The sequence below is a fragment of the Janthinobacterium sp. GW460-12-1-14-LB5 genome (assembly GCF_059423585.1).
The window spans coordinates 24,823-42,812 of the sequence record NZ_JBWKYD010000004.1 but is presented as its reverse complement, the minus strand read 5'-3'; the positions used below and the strand labels follow the sequence as shown (position 1 = coordinate 42,812).

11 protein-coding genes are annotated in these 17,990 nt (G+C 64.8%); 5 read left to right on the top strand and 6 right to left on the bottom strand.

The window, feature by feature from the left end; genetic code table 11:
• Nucleotides 1-10: 10 nt before the first annotated feature.
• On the bottom strand, nt 11-4,438 hold the full coding sequence (locus tag AC07X6_RS04780) for a translocation/assembly module TamB domain-containing protein (protein ID WP_494790258.1): 4,428 nt from the start codon (nt 4,436-4,438) through the stop codon (nt 11-13).
• Nucleotides 4,438-6,354 carry an autotransporter assembly complex protein TamA gene (locus AC07X6_RS04775; protein ID WP_230541359.1) on the bottom strand — a complete coding sequence of 639 codons (1,917 nt, stop codon included), beginning with the start codon at nt 6,352-6,354 and terminating at the stop codon, nt 4,438-4,440. The genes AC07X6_RS04780 and AC07X6_RS04775 overlap by 1 nt, the downstream gene beginning before the upstream one ends.
• 223 nt (nt 6,355-6,577) lie before the next feature.
• On the opposite strand from AC07X6_RS04775, the gene queC reads away from it, so the two are divergent.
• Together queC and AC07X6_RS04765 are read left to right on the top strand one after the other, a co-directional pair.
• On the top strand, nt 6,578-7,291 hold the full coding sequence (queC, locus tag AC07X6_RS04770) for a 7-cyano-7-deazaguanine synthase QueC (RefSeq protein WP_230506544.1): 714 nt from the start codon (nt 6,578-6,580) through the stop codon (nt 7,289-7,291).
• 79 nt (nt 7,292-7,370) lie between these two features.
• Nucleotides 7,371-8,267 (top strand): sterol desaturase family protein, encoded by an 897-nt coding sequence (locus AC07X6_RS04765; protein ID WP_494790257.1) that lies wholly within the window; start codon nt 7,371-7,373, stop codon nt 8,265-8,267.
• Between the two features lie 4 nt (nt 8,268-8,271).
• Here AC07X6_RS04765 and AC07X6_RS04760 read toward each other — a convergent pair whose 3' ends face one another.
• Nucleotides 8,272-9,009 (bottom strand): helix-turn-helix domain-containing protein, encoded by a 738-nt coding sequence (locus AC07X6_RS04760; RefSeq protein WP_494790256.1) that lies wholly within the window; start codon nt 9,007-9,009, stop codon nt 8,272-8,274.
• Between the two features lie 172 nt (nt 9,010-9,181).
• On the opposite strand from AC07X6_RS04760, the gene AC07X6_RS04755 reads away from it, so the two are divergent.
• Complete coding sequence (locus tag AC07X6_RS04755) at nt 9,182-12,226, top strand: sensor domain-containing diguanylate cyclase (protein ID WP_494790255.1); 3,045 nt, start codon at nt 9,182-9,184, stop codon at nt 12,224-12,226.
• Here AC07X6_RS04755 and AC07X6_RS04750 read toward each other — a convergent pair whose 3' ends face one another.
• Complete coding sequence (locus AC07X6_RS04750) at nt 12,227-12,601, bottom strand: hypothetical protein (protein ID WP_230541364.1); 375 nt, start codon at nt 12,599-12,601, stop codon at nt 12,227-12,229.
• Between the two features lie 211 nt (nt 12,602-12,812).
• Between AC07X6_RS04750 and AC07X6_RS04745 the strand changes: the two genes are divergently transcribed.
• Nucleotides 12,813-13,049: a hypothetical protein gene (locus AC07X6_RS04745; protein WP_141171583.1), complete on the top strand. Its 237-nt coding sequence runs from the start codon at nt 12,813-12,815 to the stop codon at nt 13,047-13,049.
• A 91-nt stretch (nt 13,050-13,140) separates the two neighbouring features.
• On the opposite strand, the gene AC07X6_RS04740 is transcribed toward AC07X6_RS04745, so the two are convergent.
• Nucleotides 13,141-13,776 carry an Npun_F0296 family exosortase-dependent surface protein gene (locus AC07X6_RS04740; RefSeq protein WP_230541366.1) on the bottom strand — a complete coding sequence of 212 codons (636 nt, stop codon included), beginning with the start codon at nt 13,774-13,776 and terminating at the stop codon, nt 13,141-13,143.
• 365 nt (nt 13,777-14,141) lie between these two features.
• Here AC07X6_RS04740 and AC07X6_RS04735 point away from each other — a divergent pair, with 365 nt between their 5' ends.
• Entirely contained in the window at nt 14,142-14,663 is a 522-nt protein-coding gene (locus AC07X6_RS04735; protein WP_494790254.1) for a hypothetical protein, read from the top strand.
• Nucleotides 14,664-14,796: 133 nt separating this feature from the next.
• On the opposite strand, the gene AC07X6_RS04730 is transcribed toward AC07X6_RS04735, so the two are convergent.
• A complete protein-coding gene (locus AC07X6_RS04730; RefSeq protein WP_494790253.1) occupies nt 14,797-17,967 on the bottom strand; it encodes an efflux RND transporter permease subunit in 3,171 nt (1,056 codons plus the stop codon).
• Nucleotides 17,968-17,990 lie beyond the last annotated feature (23 nt).

Here is a 17,990-nt window from a genome sequence, read left to right as displayed (position 1 = left end):
GGTCGGACGGTCAATCGAACGCCCACGTGTACAGCACGTCGAGCGCATTGTTCGTGCCCGTCTGGAACTGCAAAGTGATGCGGCGGTTCAGCTTGTAGCGCAGCTTGACCAGGCTCGTCGCCGTGCTCGTGCCTTGCTCGAACGTCAGGTAGGCGCGCGACGAAAGCCGCTTGCCGACGGTGACGACCGTGCTTTCCAGCCCTTGCGCCTGCGACAGGCCCACTTCGTCCAGGCCCAGCGAATTGGCCAGCTTGCCCTGCAAGCCGCCGCCGGAGCCGCCGAAGAGGGCGCCTGCGGCCGTCGTCAGCAAGGCCATTTCATCGCCGGCCGCCGTTTCCGCGCCGTGGCCGAGGATCAGCCAGGCCAGCTTGTCGCTGTCCGACACGCTCGGCGTGGACACCAGCTTGGCCGTCGGCGCCTGGGCCGTGCCGCGCACTTCCACGCCCGCTTCCACATTCGTTTCCGACAGGGCTTCGCCTTCGGGACGCTTGCGCACGGCCAGGATGTTCAGCGACGGGTTGTCGTAGGCGCCCGTGAAGGCGATCAGGCCCCGCTCGATCGACAGTTTCTGGCCGTAGGCCGCGTATTGACCTGTGACAACCTTGATGCTGCCCGTCACGCGCGGCGCGGCGCGGTTGATGACCCTGGCGCGCACATTGCCGGCCAGGTCCGCATCGAGCCCCATGCCGCGCAGGTGGAAGTTGTTGCCCAGGTCAAATTCCAGGTCGATATTCAGGGGCAGCGAAGGCGCTTCCTTGCCACCCTTGGCTTCCTTGCCCAGCACCACCACGTCATTGCTTTGCGTCGGGGTATCCTGCGGCGCCAGTTCGATCAGCGCGCGGTTGGCCTTGAACTTGCCCTCGAAGCTGAAGCGCTTGTCGTTGCGTACCAGGGTGCTGTTGCCGGACAGGATCAAGGTGCGGTCGGGACGCGACAGCGCCTGCAGGCGGTCGGCCATCAGCTTCAGTTCCAGGCTCGCCTCGCCATTTGCAAAGCGTACCCAGCCATCTGCCTGCACCTTGCCATCGCCGCCGTCAAAGCTCAAACGCTGCAATTGCAGTTGATCGCCGGCCAGCTTGGCTTGCAGCACGCCATTGCGCAATTTCAAGCCCTGGTCGGCCCAGTTCACCAGCAGCTTGCTGCCGTTGATGTCGCCATTCAATTGTGGCGCGCCGATGGTGCCGCTGCCGGCCAGTGCCACTTTCAGGGCGCCGCCCAGCTCCAGGCCTGGCTGGCCCGTCAGCGGCGCCAGCCAGGCCAGTGAATCGATACTGGTGGTACCCGTCAGGGACAGGGCGCTGTCGTTGCTGATGCGCCCGTTCAACATTTGCACAGTGGCATTGATATCGCTCTGGCCCGCGCGCGCGCCATCGAGTTTCACGGCCAGGCGCAGCTGCTGGTTGGCGACATCCACGCGGGCATCGAAGGTGCGCAGGCCCAGCGCCAGCGGCTGTTCCACGCCCACCGTCACGTCGCCTTTTTCGCGGTAGATGTGCAGCATGCCCGCCAAAGACGGGTCTTTCTGCTTCGCCGTCGGCACCTGCATGTCGAGCGACCATTGCGCGCCCAGGGTCAGGTCGCTGCGCGCATTGGCTTGCAGCGAGGGAATCACTTGCGCCAGATAGGTCAGGGCCACGCCGGCCGCCTGGCCGGAACTGGTCCAGCGGGGGCCGTTCTTGACCAGGTTTTGCATGGTGATGCTGCCTGCCGGCAATTTGATGACGGTGTTGCCCACGCTGATCTGTTCCGGCTGGCCCAGGCCCGCCACGCCGCTGCCGGCTGGTCCCGCCACTTTCACGGGCACGGGCGCCTGCAGCACGAGCGCGTAGCGGCCCTTGTTTTGCAGGCTGTCGATGCTGCCCGTCCAGGCGGCGCCGCTCTGGCTGCCCTTGACTTGCACGGTGGCATCGAAATCGTCATTGCGCGCCGTCAAACTGAGCGTATGGCTGCCGCGCGTGCCCGTCGTGCCCAGGCGGGCGCTGGCCAGCTTGAAGGTGGGTGTGGCGTAGCCCGTGATCTCCAGGCTGCTGACCATGGGGTCGAGCGCGCCCTGGCCGGCGCCCACGCTGGCGCTGCCTTTGACGGCTTTCAATTGCTGGTCGCCAAAGAAGGTCAGGTCCTTGCCATCGAGGGTCAGTTGCGCGGCGGGCGCGTCCATCTTGCCCGAGACGGAACCGGCCGCATGCAGCACGCCGGCAAAGCGGGGACCCAGGATCGACAGTTGCGGCGCATCGAGTTTCCACGTCAGCTTGTCGGTGGCGCCGCCCAGCGCACCCTTGGCCAGCAGGCTGTTCGGCCCCAGGCGCAATTCCGTATCCACGCTGTCGATGCGTTTCGCGTTGGCCGACAGCTTGGCGTAGCCGGCCAGCGGGGCGTTTTGCAGGGTCGATTCGCGCAGGGCCAGGTTGAGGGCCACTTGCCAGTCGCTCGTCAGGCGGCCGCTGCCGTTGAAATCCGCATTGACGTTGCCGTTGGGCAGCGATGCGCCAAATGCGGCCGGGTTGATCTTTTGCAAGGAACCCGTCATTTTCAATTCCGCCTGCTGCGTCGGCCCCGTCAAGCCCACTTCGCCGCTGGCGTGGATGGCGCTGTCCGCTGCCGGGCGCTTGCCGCTCGTTAAACCCAGTCCTTTCGCATCGGCCACAAAGCTCGTGCGCGGCTGCTGCACGGTGCCTTGCACCACGCCGCTGGCCTGCACGGCGCCCAGCAAGTCGCTTTTCAGGGCGGAAAGCTGGCGTGCATCGACGTTCCAGTTGAGTTTTTCGCCGGCGCCGCCAAAGTTGCCTTTCGCCGTGACGTTATTCTTGCCCAGCGCCAATTGCACGTCGATGCCGCTGAAGTGGGCCGCGTCCGCCGTCAGCTTGCCCTTGCCGGACAGGGGCTGATCGAGCAGCTTGCTGGGGCGTACGGTGAAGTCCGCATTCGCCAGCCACTTGGGGGCCACGTGGCCGTTGGCGCGCACGTCGAGGTTCAGGTCGGCCACGGGGAAGGCGCCGAAGTCGGCGGGATTGAGGCGGCTGGTGCTGGCCACGGCCTTGAACGGTTGCTCGTCCTTCAGGCTGATCTGGCCCGTCGCATTGACGCTGCTTTTGCCTGCCTGCAAGGTGGCCTTGCGCAGTTGCACCAGAGAGTCGGCCAGCGTCGCTTCCACGTCCAGGCGCAGCTTGGCTTCGCCCAGTTTGGCGCGCAGGGTTTGCGTCTTGCCGTCGCTGTCGAGCACGATATCGCCGACGATCTTCGTGCTGTTGATGCTGCTGTAGATGTGCTGCAAGTCGATCTTGTCCGTGTGCAAGGTCAATTGCGCATTGCCGATGGGGCCATCGACGGCGTCGCGGTTGAGCTTGCCGCTGCCCGTGAACTTGCCCGCGTTGCCGAAATCGATGATGGCCGATTCCAGGGTCGTGGCCGTCAGGGTGCCGCCCAGGCGCGCCTCGAACTGGCGCAGCGGCAGCTTTTGCTGGTCGATGGGGCCCGGCGTCGCGTGGTTGAGGATAGCCAGCTTGCCCGACACGGTTTGCCTGGCCGGCCGGGTGTCGATGGCGGCATCGAGTTCCAGGCTCAGGTCCGCCTGCGGCAAGGTGGCGTCGAACTTGCCCGGATTGATGTTGCGGCCCTGAATGCTGGCCGAGCGCAGGATGATGACGGGGTCGAACGGCGCCAGCGCCAGCCGGGCGTCGGCCATGGCCGCGCCTGCGCTGCCCTTGGCCGTCACGTTGAGCAGGTTCAGGTCGCCGCCCAGCTGCAGCGCCAGGGCGGCCGGTTTTTCGCCGGCGGCAGGATTGACCTGCGTCAAGCCCGCCTTGCCTGACAGTTTGAACGGTTGCGTGGCGGCAATCGTCGCGCTGGCCGTGGCCTGGCCGAACGGCGTCAGGGCCGAGGCATCTTCCAGCTGCCATTGCGACTTGTCGCCCGACAAGGTGAAATGGATCTTTTCAAACACCGTGTTGCCGCCCGCGCTGACGAGGGTCACCTTGTCCAGGCGCGCGTCGGCAATGCCGATTTTAAAAGGCGCGGCCAGGCTGGCGGGCATGGTCGACGGTTCCTCGGACGGCGCCGTGCTTTCCACGGCCAGGCTGGCCACGTGCAGTTCGCTGATGGCGATGCCTTCCGAAAAGAACTGGAACGGCGACCAGTTGATGTCGATGTTGTCGGCCGTGATGTGCTGCGTCTTGCTGCGGTAGCTGACGTGGCCCAGGTGCATGCGGTTGTACAGCGAGCCGGACACGCCCGACACTTCAATGTCGCCGCCGCTGGCGCTGGCCACTTTTTGCACCAGCATCTGCAGGGTCGATTCGCGGCCCAGGAACCAGAAGGCGCCACCCAGCAGCACGGCCAGGCTGGCGACGGCGATCAGCACGTAGTGGGGCCAGCGGCGCGGTTTTTTCGCCGGCGGTGGCGGCGCGGCGCCGTTGGGGGACTCGGTAGAAATATCGGACATCAGAAAGTGAATCCCAGAGAAAAGTGCAAACGGTAGGCGTGGACGGCGTGGCCATATGCCACGTCGACATTGATGGGACCGACGGGGCTCTTGTAGCGCCCGCCCAGGCCATAGCCCGATTTCGGCGTCAGCGCCTTGACGGTATCGGCCGCGTTGCCGGCGTCGTAGAAGGCGGCGATGGCCCATTTCGGCTTGAACCAGTACTGGTATTCGGCGCTGGCGGTGGCCATGTAGCGCCCGCCGACGGTGGCGTCGCCTTCCTTGACGCCCAGTTCCTGGTAGGCATAGCCGCGCACCGACTGGTCGCCGCCCGCGCGGAACAGGTAGACGGCCGGCACGCCGCGTTTTTCCTTCGAGCCCAGCGCGCCCATTTCGCCGCGCACGATCAGCTCGCCCTTTTCGCCGAGCGGACGGTAATACACGGCCTTGCCGGCCACGCGCACGAAGCGCTCGTCCGTCAGCACGGGCAGCAGTGCGCCGCCCACCTGGGCATTGATGACATAGCCCTTGGTGGGGAACAGCAGGCTGTCGAGGCTGCGCTTGGTGATGGCATAGGTCAGCGGCAAGCTCTTGCTGCGCGTCTGTTCCAGGCCCACCACGGTCTTGTCTTCGCTGAGGAACTCGAACGTCAGGCTGCGTTCGAGGTTGGTGCCGCCCCAGTTGCGCTTGGCCGAGATGGTGGTGACGGCCGTGATTTCGTTGGAAATGTCGCTGCGCTCGAACGAGGCGCCCGCGCTGTCGTTGTAGCCGCGCTCGGTCGTCGGAAAGTAAAAATTGGCGTGCGCCGCCTGTTTCTTCGTTTCCATGGTGAGCGCGCTCTTGAAGCGCGTGCCCCACACGTTCAGGTTGTCGTAGTTGAGCTGGGCACGATTACCCGTATTCGTACTGAAACCGAGACCGGCGCTGACGTTCTGCTGCTTGTTTTCCGTCACGCGCACGACCAGCGGCAGCAGCGGCGCGGGGCCGCGGTTGGCGGGCTTGGTTTCGGCGGCGGCCCCGGCGCTGGCACCTTCGGCCTCGGCTTGCTGGCTTTCCTGGCCTGCCTCGATCTGTTCGCCCAGGATGCTGCTCATGTCGGCGCTCACTTCCACGCTGGCAAAGTAGCCCGTGTCCTGCAGGCGCGCCTGGAACGATTGCAGCGCCGATTCGCTGTAATAGTCGCCCGGGCGTATCTTGTCGAGGTTGCGGATGATGCTGGCATCGTAGCGCTTCAAGCCTTCGATGCGCAGCTCGCCGAAGCGCAGCTCGGGGCCGCTGTCGAGCACCACCAGCAAGGACACCTTGTGCGTTTCCGGGTCGACCACGGCTTGCGTATCGACCAGCTGGGCGCGCGGGTAGCGCGTCTGCACCACTTCGCGCAGCAGCGCACGCTTGGCGGACTCCCATTCCGCTTGGCGGAACACGCTGCCCGATTTCAGCGACCAGCTGCGCTTCAGGGCTTCCGTATCGAAGGGCTCGGAAGCGGCCAGCGGCGGCGTGGGGTCGAAACCGCGCAATTCCAGCTCGACCTTGTCGACGGTCACGGGCTGGCCTGGGTCGACGTCGACGATGACGACGGGTTTGGCGCCCGTCGTATCGACGCGCACCGTGACGACGGGCGTGTAGTAGCCGGCCGTGGCGATGAGGTTCCTGGCTTGCTCGGGCGTATCGCGCACGAGGCGCTGCAATTGCTCGCGGTCCATGCGCGGGTTGCCGCGGAAGCGTTCCAGGTCCAGGTTTTTTTCCAGCAACTCATCGAGGTCGCCGGGCGCGTTCACCTTGACCTCGTACTGCAGCGGGGCGGGCGCCGCTTCCGTGGCGGGGCTGTCCGCAACGGCGTCTTGCGTGCGTTCCTGCGTACCCTCCTGCGCGCCGGCATGGGCGATGGGAAACAGCGAGATGACACTGCCGGCGGCCGCCAGTGTCAGTTGACCCATTGCTTTTGTCACTACTTGTGCCAAAATTCGTGGTCGTATCGCCTTGCCGGCAGCTGTATGCCGTATGGGTCGTGCAGAAAACATGGTGCTCCAGATGAGTAAATGCTGACTGCATGTTACCGGAATAGGTAAACTGATGGCGGACGAATAAGTATTTTTTGCGCAGGGAATTACGTTTCCCCGCGCACGATTGCAACAGAGTAAAACTGAAAAGAAAGAAATTATGCTAGCAACTGACTCCGCACTGGTGCTCTTTAGCGGTGGGCAAGATTCCACCACCTGCCTGGCCTGGGCCCTCAAGCACTATAGCCGAGTGGAAACCATCGGTTTTGACTATGGACAGCGCCATGCGATCGAGCTGACCGTGCGTCCCGGCGTGCTGGAACAGATGCGCCGGCAGTCGCCTGAATGGGACAGCCGCCTGGGCCAGGACCACATGATCGACCTGTCGCTGATTTCCGCCATTTCCGATACGGCCATGACGCAGAACGTCGAGATCGTCATGCAGGAAAACGGCTTGCCGAACACTTTTGTTCCTGGACGCAACTTGCTGTTCATGACGGTGGCCGCCACCGTGGCCTACCGCCGCGGCTTGACAGTGCTGGTGGGCGGCATGTGCGAGACGGATTTCTCCGGCTACCCGGATTGCCGCGACGACACGATGAAGGCGCTGCAAGTGGCCCTGAACCTGGGCATGAATACGCGTCTGAAGCTGGAAACGCCGCTGATGTGGCTGGACAAGGCGCAAAGCTGGGATCTGGCGGAAGACCTGGGCGGCCAGCCGCTGGTCGACCTGATCCGCAGCGGCACCCACACGTGCTACCTGGGCGAGCGGGGCCAGCTGCACGACTGGGGCTATGGCTGCGGCACCTGCCCGGCCTGCGCCCTGCGCGCGAACGGCTACCAGCAATACGCTGCGCGCAAGGCCGCCAAGTAAGTGGTGTTGCGCCGTTTCTTCAAGCGGCGCGGCAGGGGGACAAGCCATGCTGTGGTTTTTGCCACAGGAGCATCTTGTTATGACATCCCTCTTTGCCGCGCTGTACGGCCCCGTGTTCTGGGCCGGCTTCATCGGCGCCGCCAGTTATCTGATTGCGGTTAGCCAACATTCCCTCTGGGTCTTGCCGCCCTTGCTGCTGCTGGCCCTGCTCACCTCGTTCCTTGCCGAACGGTATCTGCCATACGATGGCGCGTGGAACCACGCCCAAGGCGATGGCTGGCGCGACGCCGTGCATGCGCTCGTCAACGAAGCGCTGTACCTGCCGGGCCTGGCGGCCTTCCCCCTGCTGGCGGGGCACCTGGCGCTGGGGCCGTTCTGGCCCGTCGCCTGGCCGTTCTGGCTGCAGCTGCTGCTGGCGATTGTCATTGCCGACTGCGGCATCACGCTCGTGCATTACCTGAGTCACCGTTATTACTTTCTGTGGAAACTGCATGCCGTGCACCACAGCGTGCAGCGCCTGTATGGTTTCAATGGCTGGATGAAGCATCCGCTGCACCTGCTGCTGGAAGCGGCGGGCGGCATGCTGCCCTTGTTGCTGCTGGGCATCCCGGAGCGTGTCATGGCCGTGCTGGCGTTTGCCGTGGCGATTCAGCTGCTGCTGCAGCACGCGAATGTGGACATGCGCATGGGGCCGCTGCGCCACGTGTTTGCCTGGGCGCCCGTGCACCGCTTTCACCACATGAAGTACGGCACGGCGGGCGACGTGAATTTCGGCCTGTTCTTTACCTGCTGGGACCGCTTGCTGGGCACCCGTTTCGACGCACCGGATTACCGCATGCGGGGCGAGGACCTGGGCATCGGCAGCCGTCCCGATTATCCCGTGGCCTACCTGCCGCAATTGCTCGAACCGTTCCGCGCGGAAGAGGGCGTGCGCGCGCCCGAGCTGCCGGACGGCTTGAAGCAGGCGCTGAAGTGAACACTCAATCGAGCAGCTTGACCTTGAGCTGGCGCAAGCTGCGGTCGGCGCGCACGCCGAACAGGCTGCGCATGGTGCGCGAAAAATGCGCGGCATCGGCAAAGCCGGCACCGTGGGCCGCCTCCGTCAAGGTACTGCCGAGCAAGATGAAACGGATGGCCAGGCGCAAGCGGCGCCACAGCACCAGCCGCCGCACGGGCAAGCCCAGCTGGGCGCTGAACAGCCGCTCCAGCTGGCTCAGCGACAAGTGTGCCGCTTCGGCCACGGCGGCCGCACTGACCTTGCCCGACAGCAGCGCATCGACCTGGTCCAGCGCCCGCTGCAGGCGCGCGTCGGCCAGGATCTGGCGCGGCTGTGCCTGCAGCGCGGCGGCGATGCCGTCCAGGGTGGGTGCGCCTGCGCCGCCGGCGGCCGCCAGCAGGGCCGCACCGCCCAGCCGTTGCGGTTCCGCATAGATGGTCAGCATGGGCGCCGGCGCGGCCAGGATGGCGTGCGGGCGCAGGCTGTCGACCAGCAAGTGCCGCGCCGTGTGGACGATGCCGTCGAGCTCGGCCGTGAAGGGCGCTCCCGTGCTCAGCATCAGCTGGTGCGCATAATGGGCGTGGCTGGCCGTGGCGCCCGCTGCGCCATGCAGGATGGCAAAGTCAGGCGCCAGCCATAGTGTTCCCTGCCAGCTATCTTGCTGCAAACGCGACTCCTGCGTGATGGTTTCTACGGCATCGAATTTTCCCGAAGTACACATTATTGCATTTACGAAATTTGTGATTTTTTTCATACAATATTCAGCATTGCAAGGCTGCCCGCTGTAACGTACTATCATTCTCATCGACTACCGATGGTAATCGTGCAGCCCGCTGCCAGCCATGTTGCTGGCCGTGTAGCGGTTGGATACCCGTTCTGCTTGTCAGCCTGCCATGCCTACACGCGCGTCTTCGTCGTGGTTTGCCCGGCCAGTGTCGCACTGGGTGGGACCGCGCGTATTGGCCACGCTGGTGCTGGCGCTGTGCCTGGGATTGACGTATGGCGCCTGGCGCAATGCCCGCGACGCCAGCGAACAGCAGGTGCAGGCCGATTTCGATTTCCGCGTGCGCGAACTGGTGAATAACATCGTCGGCCGCATGCAGACCTACATCCAGGTGCTGCACGGGGTGCAAGGGCTGTATGCCAGTTCGCAGGAAGTCACGCGCCGCGAATTCCACGCCTACCTGGCGGTGCAGCAGGTGGACCGCCACTTTCCCGGCATCCACGGCATCGGCTACCTGCCGCTGTTGCCCGGCGCCGCCCTGGCGCGGCACGAGGCCAGCGTGCGCGCGGAAGGCTATCCCGGCTATGCCGTGCGTCCGCAGGGGCAGCGGGCCTGGCACGCGCCCATCACCTATCTGGAACCTTTGAGCGAGAGCAACCTGCTGGCGTTCGGCTATGACATCTGGTCCGAGCCCGTGCGCCGCGCCGCGCTCGAGCAGGCGCGCGACACGGGCCAGGCCGCCATGACGGGCAAGATCCAACTGGTGCAGGATGGCGGCAGCGCCCAGGCGCATGGCTTCCTCGTCGTGCTGCCCGTGTATGACAATGGCTTGCTGCATGCCAGCGTGGCGCAGCGGCGCGCGGCCTTGCGCGCCTGGGTCTTTGCGCCGTTCCGCATGGGCGACCTGATGGCGGGCGTGGGCGGCGAGGGGGCGCGCCAGCTGGACCTGGAAATCTATGATGGCGCGCAACTGGCCGAGGCGGCCCTGATGTATGACAGCTTGCCGGGCCCGCTATCGTTTGCCGCCTCGGACAGCCTGGTGTCGCAGCAGGCGATCAGCATCGCCGGCCATGCCTGGACCTTGCGCGTGCGCGCCCTGCCGGGCTTCGATGGCGAGCTGCTGGCGCGGCCCCGCCTGGTGGCCTTGACCGGCTTGCTGGCCAGCATCGTGCTGGCGCTGGCCGCCTGGCTGCTGGCGGCGGGCCGCGCCCGCGCGCAGGCGGCACTGGCGCGCTCGAGCGAGCTGACGGGCCAGCTGGAGCAGGGCCAGGCGAGCGTGCTGGCGATGGCCGAGGCGGCGCAGCGCAGCCAGGCCATGTTGCGCAGCATCCTCGATTCGACCATCGACGGCATTCTGGTCGACAACATCGATGGCCGCATCTTCACCTCGAACCGGCGCTTCCGCGACCTGTGGCAAGTGCCCGACGCGCTCGACTGGCAAGCCGATGGCACGGCCCTGGTGCGCCATGTGGAAAGCCAGCTGGAGCAGGCGGCGCCTTTTCTGGGCGCCCGCGCCCATGCGCCGCACGGCCACCGCGAGCGGCGCGACGTGCTGCACCTGCGCGATGGACGGGTGGTCGAGCAATATGTGCGCAGCATGCAGCTGGGCAATGAGCAGGCACGCTTGTGGACCTTCCGCGACATCAGCGAGCGCAGCCAGATGGAACGGCGCGAGCACACGCGGCGGCAAGTGCTGGAAATGCTGGCTACGGGCGCGCCGCTGGAACGCGTGCTGGAAAGCGTGGTGCTCAGCGTGCAAGCCGACCATCCCGCCATGCTGTGCAGCATCTTGCTGCTCGATGAAAGCCGCCACCGCCTGGTGCTGGGCGCCGCGCCGGGCTTGCCTGCGTTTTTCAACCTGTCCAGCCATGGCCATGGCCTCGACACCCTGCAAGGCGTGCATGGCATCGCCGTGCAAGCGCTGCGCGACGGCCAGCGCGTGATCGTCGGCGACCTGCATGCCGCCGCCGATACGCAGGAAACGATGGAACTGGCGTGGCGGGCCCAGCTGCAATCGTGCTGGGCCGAGCCCGTGCGTGGCGGCTCGGGCAAGCTGCTGGGCGTGCTGATGGCGTATCACCGCCAGCCCACCTTGCCGGGCGCGGCGCATCTGGCGCGGCTCAGCGAGGCGGCGCACCTGGCCGGCATGGCCATCGAACAGGCGCAGGTGGCGCTGGCCCTGCGCGCCGGCGAAGCCCGCTTCCGCAGTCTGTATGACCATGCGCCCGTGGCCTTGTGGGAACAGGACTGGTCGGCCGTGCGCGCCGCGCTCGATACGCTTGAGCAAGGGGGCGTGCGCGACCTGGGGGCGTACTTCCAGGCCAATCCTGCTGCGCTGCAGCAACTGGCGGGACTGGTGCGCATCATCGACGCGAACGGCGCCGCGCTGGCGCAGGTGCGCGCCAACGAGGACGACCAGCGCCGCGGCGCGCTGAGCCTGGCGCAGAATTTTGACGACAGCGCCTTGCCCCGTTTCGGCGATGCCCTGCTGGCGCTGGCTGGCGGCGCCCACCTGTACGAGTGCGAAAGCAGCTTCGTGCGCCTCGATGGCGCGGCGCGGCAAAATGAGTTGAGCTTGCTGGTGATGCCCGGCCATGCGGACAGCCTGGACTTCATCATGGTTTCCTCGCTCGATATCACCGAGCGCAAGCGCATGAATGCGGAACTGCTGCAGCTGGCCACCACCGATTTCCTCACCGGCTTGCCGAACCGCCGTCACTTCATGGCGGCGCTGGAAAACGAGCATGCCCGGCTGCAGCGCGAACTGGCCAGCTGCGCCAGCGTGCTGATGCTCGACATCGATCACTTCAAGCGCGTCAACGACGAGTACGGCCACGCCGTGGGTGATGCCGTGCTGCGCCACCTGGGCGCGCTGATGTGCCAGGCGCTGCGCAAGGTCGACGTGCCGGGCCGCGTGGGCGGCGAGGAATTCGCCATCTTGCTGCCGGGCACGGATCTGCCGGCGGCGGCCGTGTTTGCCGAACGGCTGCGCCGGCGCGTGGCGGAAAGTTCCTTGACCACCGATGGCGGCATCCTGATCACCATCACGGTGAGCATCGGCATGGCCGCCATGGCCGGCACGGATGCCGATTGCGACGCCGTGCTGGCGCGCGCCGACGAAGCGCTGTACCGGGCCAAGCGTGGCGGGCGCAACCGCATCGAGCAGAATGACGGCGGCAGCGACGGCGTGCTCAGCAAGTTCATGGCGCAGTGATTACAGGCTGTGCTGACGCGCTTGCGCCTGCTTGCGGTTGCGGCTGACGATCAGCCAGACGATGGCGACGGGTATCAGCAGCGGCAGCAGCACGGGCGTGCTCAAGGCCAGCGCCAGCACCACGCACAAGGCCACCACGGCCACCAGCACCACGCCCACGCCGGCCAGCACGACGCCCGTGACGACGGCGGCGCACACCAGCGCGATGGCGGCGATCAGCAGGCCGCCGCCGGCAAACACCAGACCGAACAGCCATTCCAGCGGACCGTCGATATCGTCGCCGTGGAACTGCATGTGCATGTCGCTGCCGGCTATCTTGTCGAGGAACAGGCAGGCGAGCATGACGATGAGTACGAAGGTGAGCAATTTTTTCATGATGGGCCTCTGTGGATGGGGGATGGGGTGTTGCATGCTCACACTGTAGGGGCACGCCCCTCTGGCCGCCAGCGGCGTGCGACAGGCGGTCATTTTCACGGTATGGAAGGTCTGCACGGGCAGGAAACACTGATCTGCAACAAGATTTCTTTTCTTGTAATACGCGCAAGCCGTCCTATACTGAACACCTCAGTCTCGCAAGGAGGGCAACATGCTTTTGTTTGCAGATACCGGGGATCAATCGCTATCCCTTTCCCACCATCGAAGCACGCGCCAGCGTAGCGCCCCGCAGTCCTGTGCCGAGCCCGTCGGCGCGCCATCGGCGATACCGCCGATCATCATCAACCCATTCAATTACCATGCGCCGCTGCCGGCCATCGATCCGCGCTGGGTACCGCCCGGCCCGCCGCTGACCTGGCCCAACCGGCCTGCCATGTCCATGTGCTGAAGCCCGCGCCGTCGCTGTGCGATGGTTGCCGTAAAAAAAAGCCCGCGTTGCGGGCTTTGGCTTGATCACGGCATGTCTTGGACGACGCTTGCTACGACGCTTTGCGGCGCAGCATGAAACCCAGCAAGCCCAGGCCCGCCAGCAGCATGGCATAGGTTTCCGGTTCCGGCACGGCGGCGATGAAGGCGTGGTTGTCCGTCTCGAAGGCATTCGAGCTGGAGTGGAAGGCCACCGAGGTGATTTTTTCCCCCTCGCCGGCGAAGGCGTTTACGTACATGCCCACCGATTGATTACCATCGGGCAAGTTGCCGGCCAGGCTGGCCAGTTCCGTGCCCGTCAGGGTGGTGCTGCTCTGGTCGGCAAAGGTGTAGGTCACGCTGTTGTAGCCGTCTGGCGAACCCATGTAGAAGCCGAAATAGCTGAGGCCGCTGGCGAAACTGGCCGTCACGAGCGGGTGCTGGTCGGACGAAATGCCCACGGACAAATACATGCTCGTGTCGCCGGGAGGGGCGGCATGGTTGCCGTCCGTGCCCGTGAACAGGGCGCCGTCGATGTAGTTGGCTGGCAAGATCCCGCTGTTGAAATCGATCGTGGTGGCGCCTGCAACCGACGTCACCAGGCCTTCACCGGCCAGTGCCGTGCCGCCGGCCGTGAAGGTGGGTAGGGCGCTGGCGCTGCCGGCGGCCGCAGCGAGCGTCGCCAAGGCCAGAGTGGACAAGATTTTCATGGTGGTTCCCTCGAATGTATATGGTGTGCACAGCTATTTTTATCAGGAAAGACGAAAGTGCCCGGCGTGACGAAGCAGTGCGGCGTGCAGGGGCGAGGGACGTCGCATGGTCAAGGAGTTACTTGAGGCCAAGCATTACTACGTGCAATATTTAAATACAAAAAACACAATTCAGATTGCAAAATAATAATAGTCTTGCTTGAGAAATATCAAAGCCCAATTGCTAGAATAAAGCTACTAAATTGATAGCTTGTCTTCTTGCCGGGATCGACTACGGCGGGCCGCGTCTTACCTTGCGGCAAGGCGGCACGGGTGGGCATTTTCGACTATCATGCTAGCCCCGACCTTCCATCACGAGCACCGCCATGAGTACCGATTTTCCCGATTTTTCCGATTTTTCCGATGAATCCGCCGAGCCGGACAATGACGCCCCGATCCAGGAGCCGCGCCTGTGGGTAGGCAATGGCTGGACGGCGCGCGTGATCAAGAACGAGGAAGATGAGGGCTGGGCCGTGGCCATGATCAAGGATGGCGAGCCGGAGCCGGCCCTCGTGGGCCCGTGGACCATGGGCCGCGACAAGAAAAACCCGAAGCCGCTCGACGTCAACGCCTTCAATACCCTGGTCAAGACGGCGTCCGAGGTGCTGCGCCGCCACGAGCAGCAGCTGCATGCGCAACTGCACAAGAATGTGTTCGTCGCCACCGACGAGGGGCAGATCAAGGTGATGTTCGACATCGTGCCCGACGAAGACCACCCGTACGCGGAATTGAGCGCCTACGACGCCGACGGCGAACAGATCGCCAAGGTGCGCACCTCGGCCGCCTTCAAGTTCAACGCGACGTCCGCCGCGAACTGGATCGAAGGCGGCTACCGCCGGCCAGGCTAGCAAAATCTACTGCGCGGCACGCTTTGCGGCCTCCGATGCTCGCTGTACTTAAGTAAAGCTGCGCTTCTCAGCCACAAGGGGGCGCCGAGCCTCGAAGCCGCTCGCTACGATTTTGCTACGCCTGGTTCCAGGATTACACCGCCGCGCCTTCGGGCGCGGCCTGCATTTCCACCTCGTCTTCCTTACGGTACGCCAGCCGGTACAGCAGCGGAAGCACCAGCAGGGTCAGGGCCGTCGACGATAAAATGCCGCCGATCACCACGGTGGCCAGCGGACGCTGCACTTCGGCGCCCGTGCCCGTGGCAATGGCCATCGGCACGAAACCGAGCGACGCCACCAGCGCCGTCATCAGGACGGGCCGCAGACGCGTGATCGCTCCCTCGCGTATCGCCTCCTGCAAGGGCATGCCCTGTTCCCGCAACTGGCGGATGTAGGCGATCATCACCAGGCCGTTCAGCACGGCCACGCCGGACAGGGCGATGAAGCCGACAGCGGCCGAGATCGACATGGGGATGTCGCGCAGCCACAGGGCGACGATGCCGCCCGTCAAGGCGAACGGGATGCCGCTGAAGACCAATAAGCCATCCTTGACGTTGCCGAACATGGCGAACAGCAACACAAACACGAGGGCCAGCGCCACGGGCACGACCAGTTCCAGGCGTTTCGTGGCCGACTGCAGCTGCTCGAACTGGCCGCCCCAGCTGGTCCAGTAGCCTGCGGGAATGGCCACCTGCGCCTGCAGCTGCTGCGTGGCGTCGGCCACGAACGAGCCGATATCGCGCCCGCGCACGTTGGCGCTGATGACGATGCGGCGCTTGCCGTCTTCGCGGCTGATCTGGTTCGGCCCCGGCGCCACTTGCAGGCTGGCCACTTCGCCGAGCGGGATGAAGCGCGCGCGGCCTTCCGCCGCCGCGCCCAGGGGCAGGGCGATGGGCAGGCGTTTGAGTTGCTCCAGGTCGCTGCGCAGGCTGTCGGGCAGGCGCACGACGATGTCGAAGCGGCGGTCGCCCTGGAACAGGGTGCCCGCCTCTTGCCCGCCGATGGCCGTGGCAATCGCCGCTTGCACGTCGGCAATGTTGAGGCCATAGCGGGCCGTCTGCTCGCGGTCGATCTGCACCGTCAGCATGGGCAGCCCCGTCGTCTGCTCGACTTTTACCTCTGTCGCACCGGGTATCTTGCCCAGCACGCCGGCGATCTTCGCCGCCGTGCTGTCGAGCACGCCCATATCATCGCCGAACAGTTTCACGGCCACGTCGCTGCGCACGCCGGAAATCAGTTCATTGAAGCGCAGCTGTATCGGTTGCGAAAACTCGTAGTTGTTGCCTGGCAAGCTGGTGGCCGTCGCTTCGATTTCCGCCAGCAATTGCTCGCGCGACTTCTTCGGTTCTGGCCACTCGCTGCGGGGTTTCAGCATGATGTAGCCGTCGGAAATATTCGGCGGCATGGGGTCAGAGGCGATCTCGGCCGTTCCCGTGCGGGCGAACACGCGCGCGATTTCCTTGTGGTTTGCCATCAGCTTGCTTTCCAGCTGCTGCTGCATGGCCAGCGATTGCGTCAAGCTGGTGCCGGGGATGCGCAAGGCCTGGATGGCAATGTCGCCCTCGTTCAGGCTGGGCACGAATTCGCTGCCCATGCGCGTGGCCAGCAAGCCTGACAGTACGACGGCCACCGCCGCGCCCGTCAGCACGACGGGCGTGTTGCGCATCACTTTACCGAGCAGCGGCGCATACCAGCGCTTGGCCGCGCGCATGATGGCGTTTTCCTTCTCCGCTACCTTGTCGCCGATAAACAGCGCCACGGCGGCCGGGATGAAGGTGATCGACAGCAGCATGGCGCCGAGCAAGGCAATCACTACCGTCAGGGCCATCGGCGTAAACATGCGGCCTTCCACGCCCGTCAGCGCGAAGATGGGCAGGTACACGACCATGATGATCAGCTGACCATACAGCAAGGGCCGGCGCGCTTCTTGCGATGCCGCAAACACTTCGTGAAAACGCTCTTGCAAGGTCAAGGGTCGCCCGAGTTTCTGCTGCGCATGGGCCAGGCGGCGCACGCAGTTTTCCACGATCACCACGGCGCCATCGATGATGATGCCGAAGTCCAGCGCTCCCAGACTCATCAGGTTGGCGCTCACATGGTATTGCACCATGCCCGTAAACGTGAACAGCATGGCCAGCGGTATCACCATGGCCGTGATGACGGCCGCGCGGATATTGCCGAGGAACAAAAACAAAATGGCGATCACCAGGACGGCGCCTTCCAGCAGGTTTTTCTTCACCGTATTAATCGCCTTGTCGACCAGCACCGTGCGGTCATACACGGTGACGGCGTGCACGCCTTTCGGCAGGCTGCGGTTGATTTCGATCATCTTTTTATCGACGGCTTGCGACACGGCGCGGCTGTTCTGCCCGATCAGCATGAAGACGGTGCCGAGCACCACTTCGCGGCCGTTTTCCGTGGCCGCGCCCGTGCGCAGCTCGCGCCCCAGCACCACGTCGGCCACGTCGCGGATGCGGATCGCCACGCCCTGCACATTGGCGACGACGATGTTGCCGATGTCATCCTTGGACGCCACCTGGCCCGGCGCGCGTATCAGCAGTTGCTCGCCCTGCCGTTCGATGTAGCCGGCGCCCACGTTGCTGTTGTTGCGCTCGAGCGCCGTCACCACGTCTTGCAGGCTGATGCCGTAGGCGGCCAGTTTTTCCGGATACGGCGCCACCTGGTATTGCTTGGCGTAGCCGCCGATGGCATTGATTTCCGTGACACCCGTGACATTGCGCAACTGCGGCTTGATGATCCAGTCCTGGATTTCGCGCAAGTCCGTCGGCGTGTACGGCGTGCCGTCAGGCTTTTTCGCGCCGTCCTGCGTTTCCACCGTCCACAAATAGATTTCACCGAGTCCCGTGGAGACGGGCCCCATCTTCGGCGTGATGCCGGCCGGTAAGCTTTCCTTCGCTTCCTGCAGGCGCTCGTTGATCATCTGGCGGGCAAAATAGATGTCCGTGCCATCCTTGAAGATCACGGTCACTTGCGACAGGCCATAGCGCGACAGCGAGCGCGTCTGTTCCAGGTTCGGCAAGCCGGCCATGGCCGTCTCGATGGGGAAAGTGACCCTTTGCTCGGTTTCCAGCGGCGAATAGCCGGCGGACTGGGTATTGATTTGCACCTGCACATTGGTGATGTCGGGCACGGCGTCGATGGGCAGCTTTTGATAGCTGTAGATGCCCAGGCCGGCCATCGCGGCCACGGCCAGCATCACCAGCCAGCGCTGGTCGATGGCGAAGCGGATCAAGCGTTCAAACATGATGGTTTCCTTAGCTTTGACGT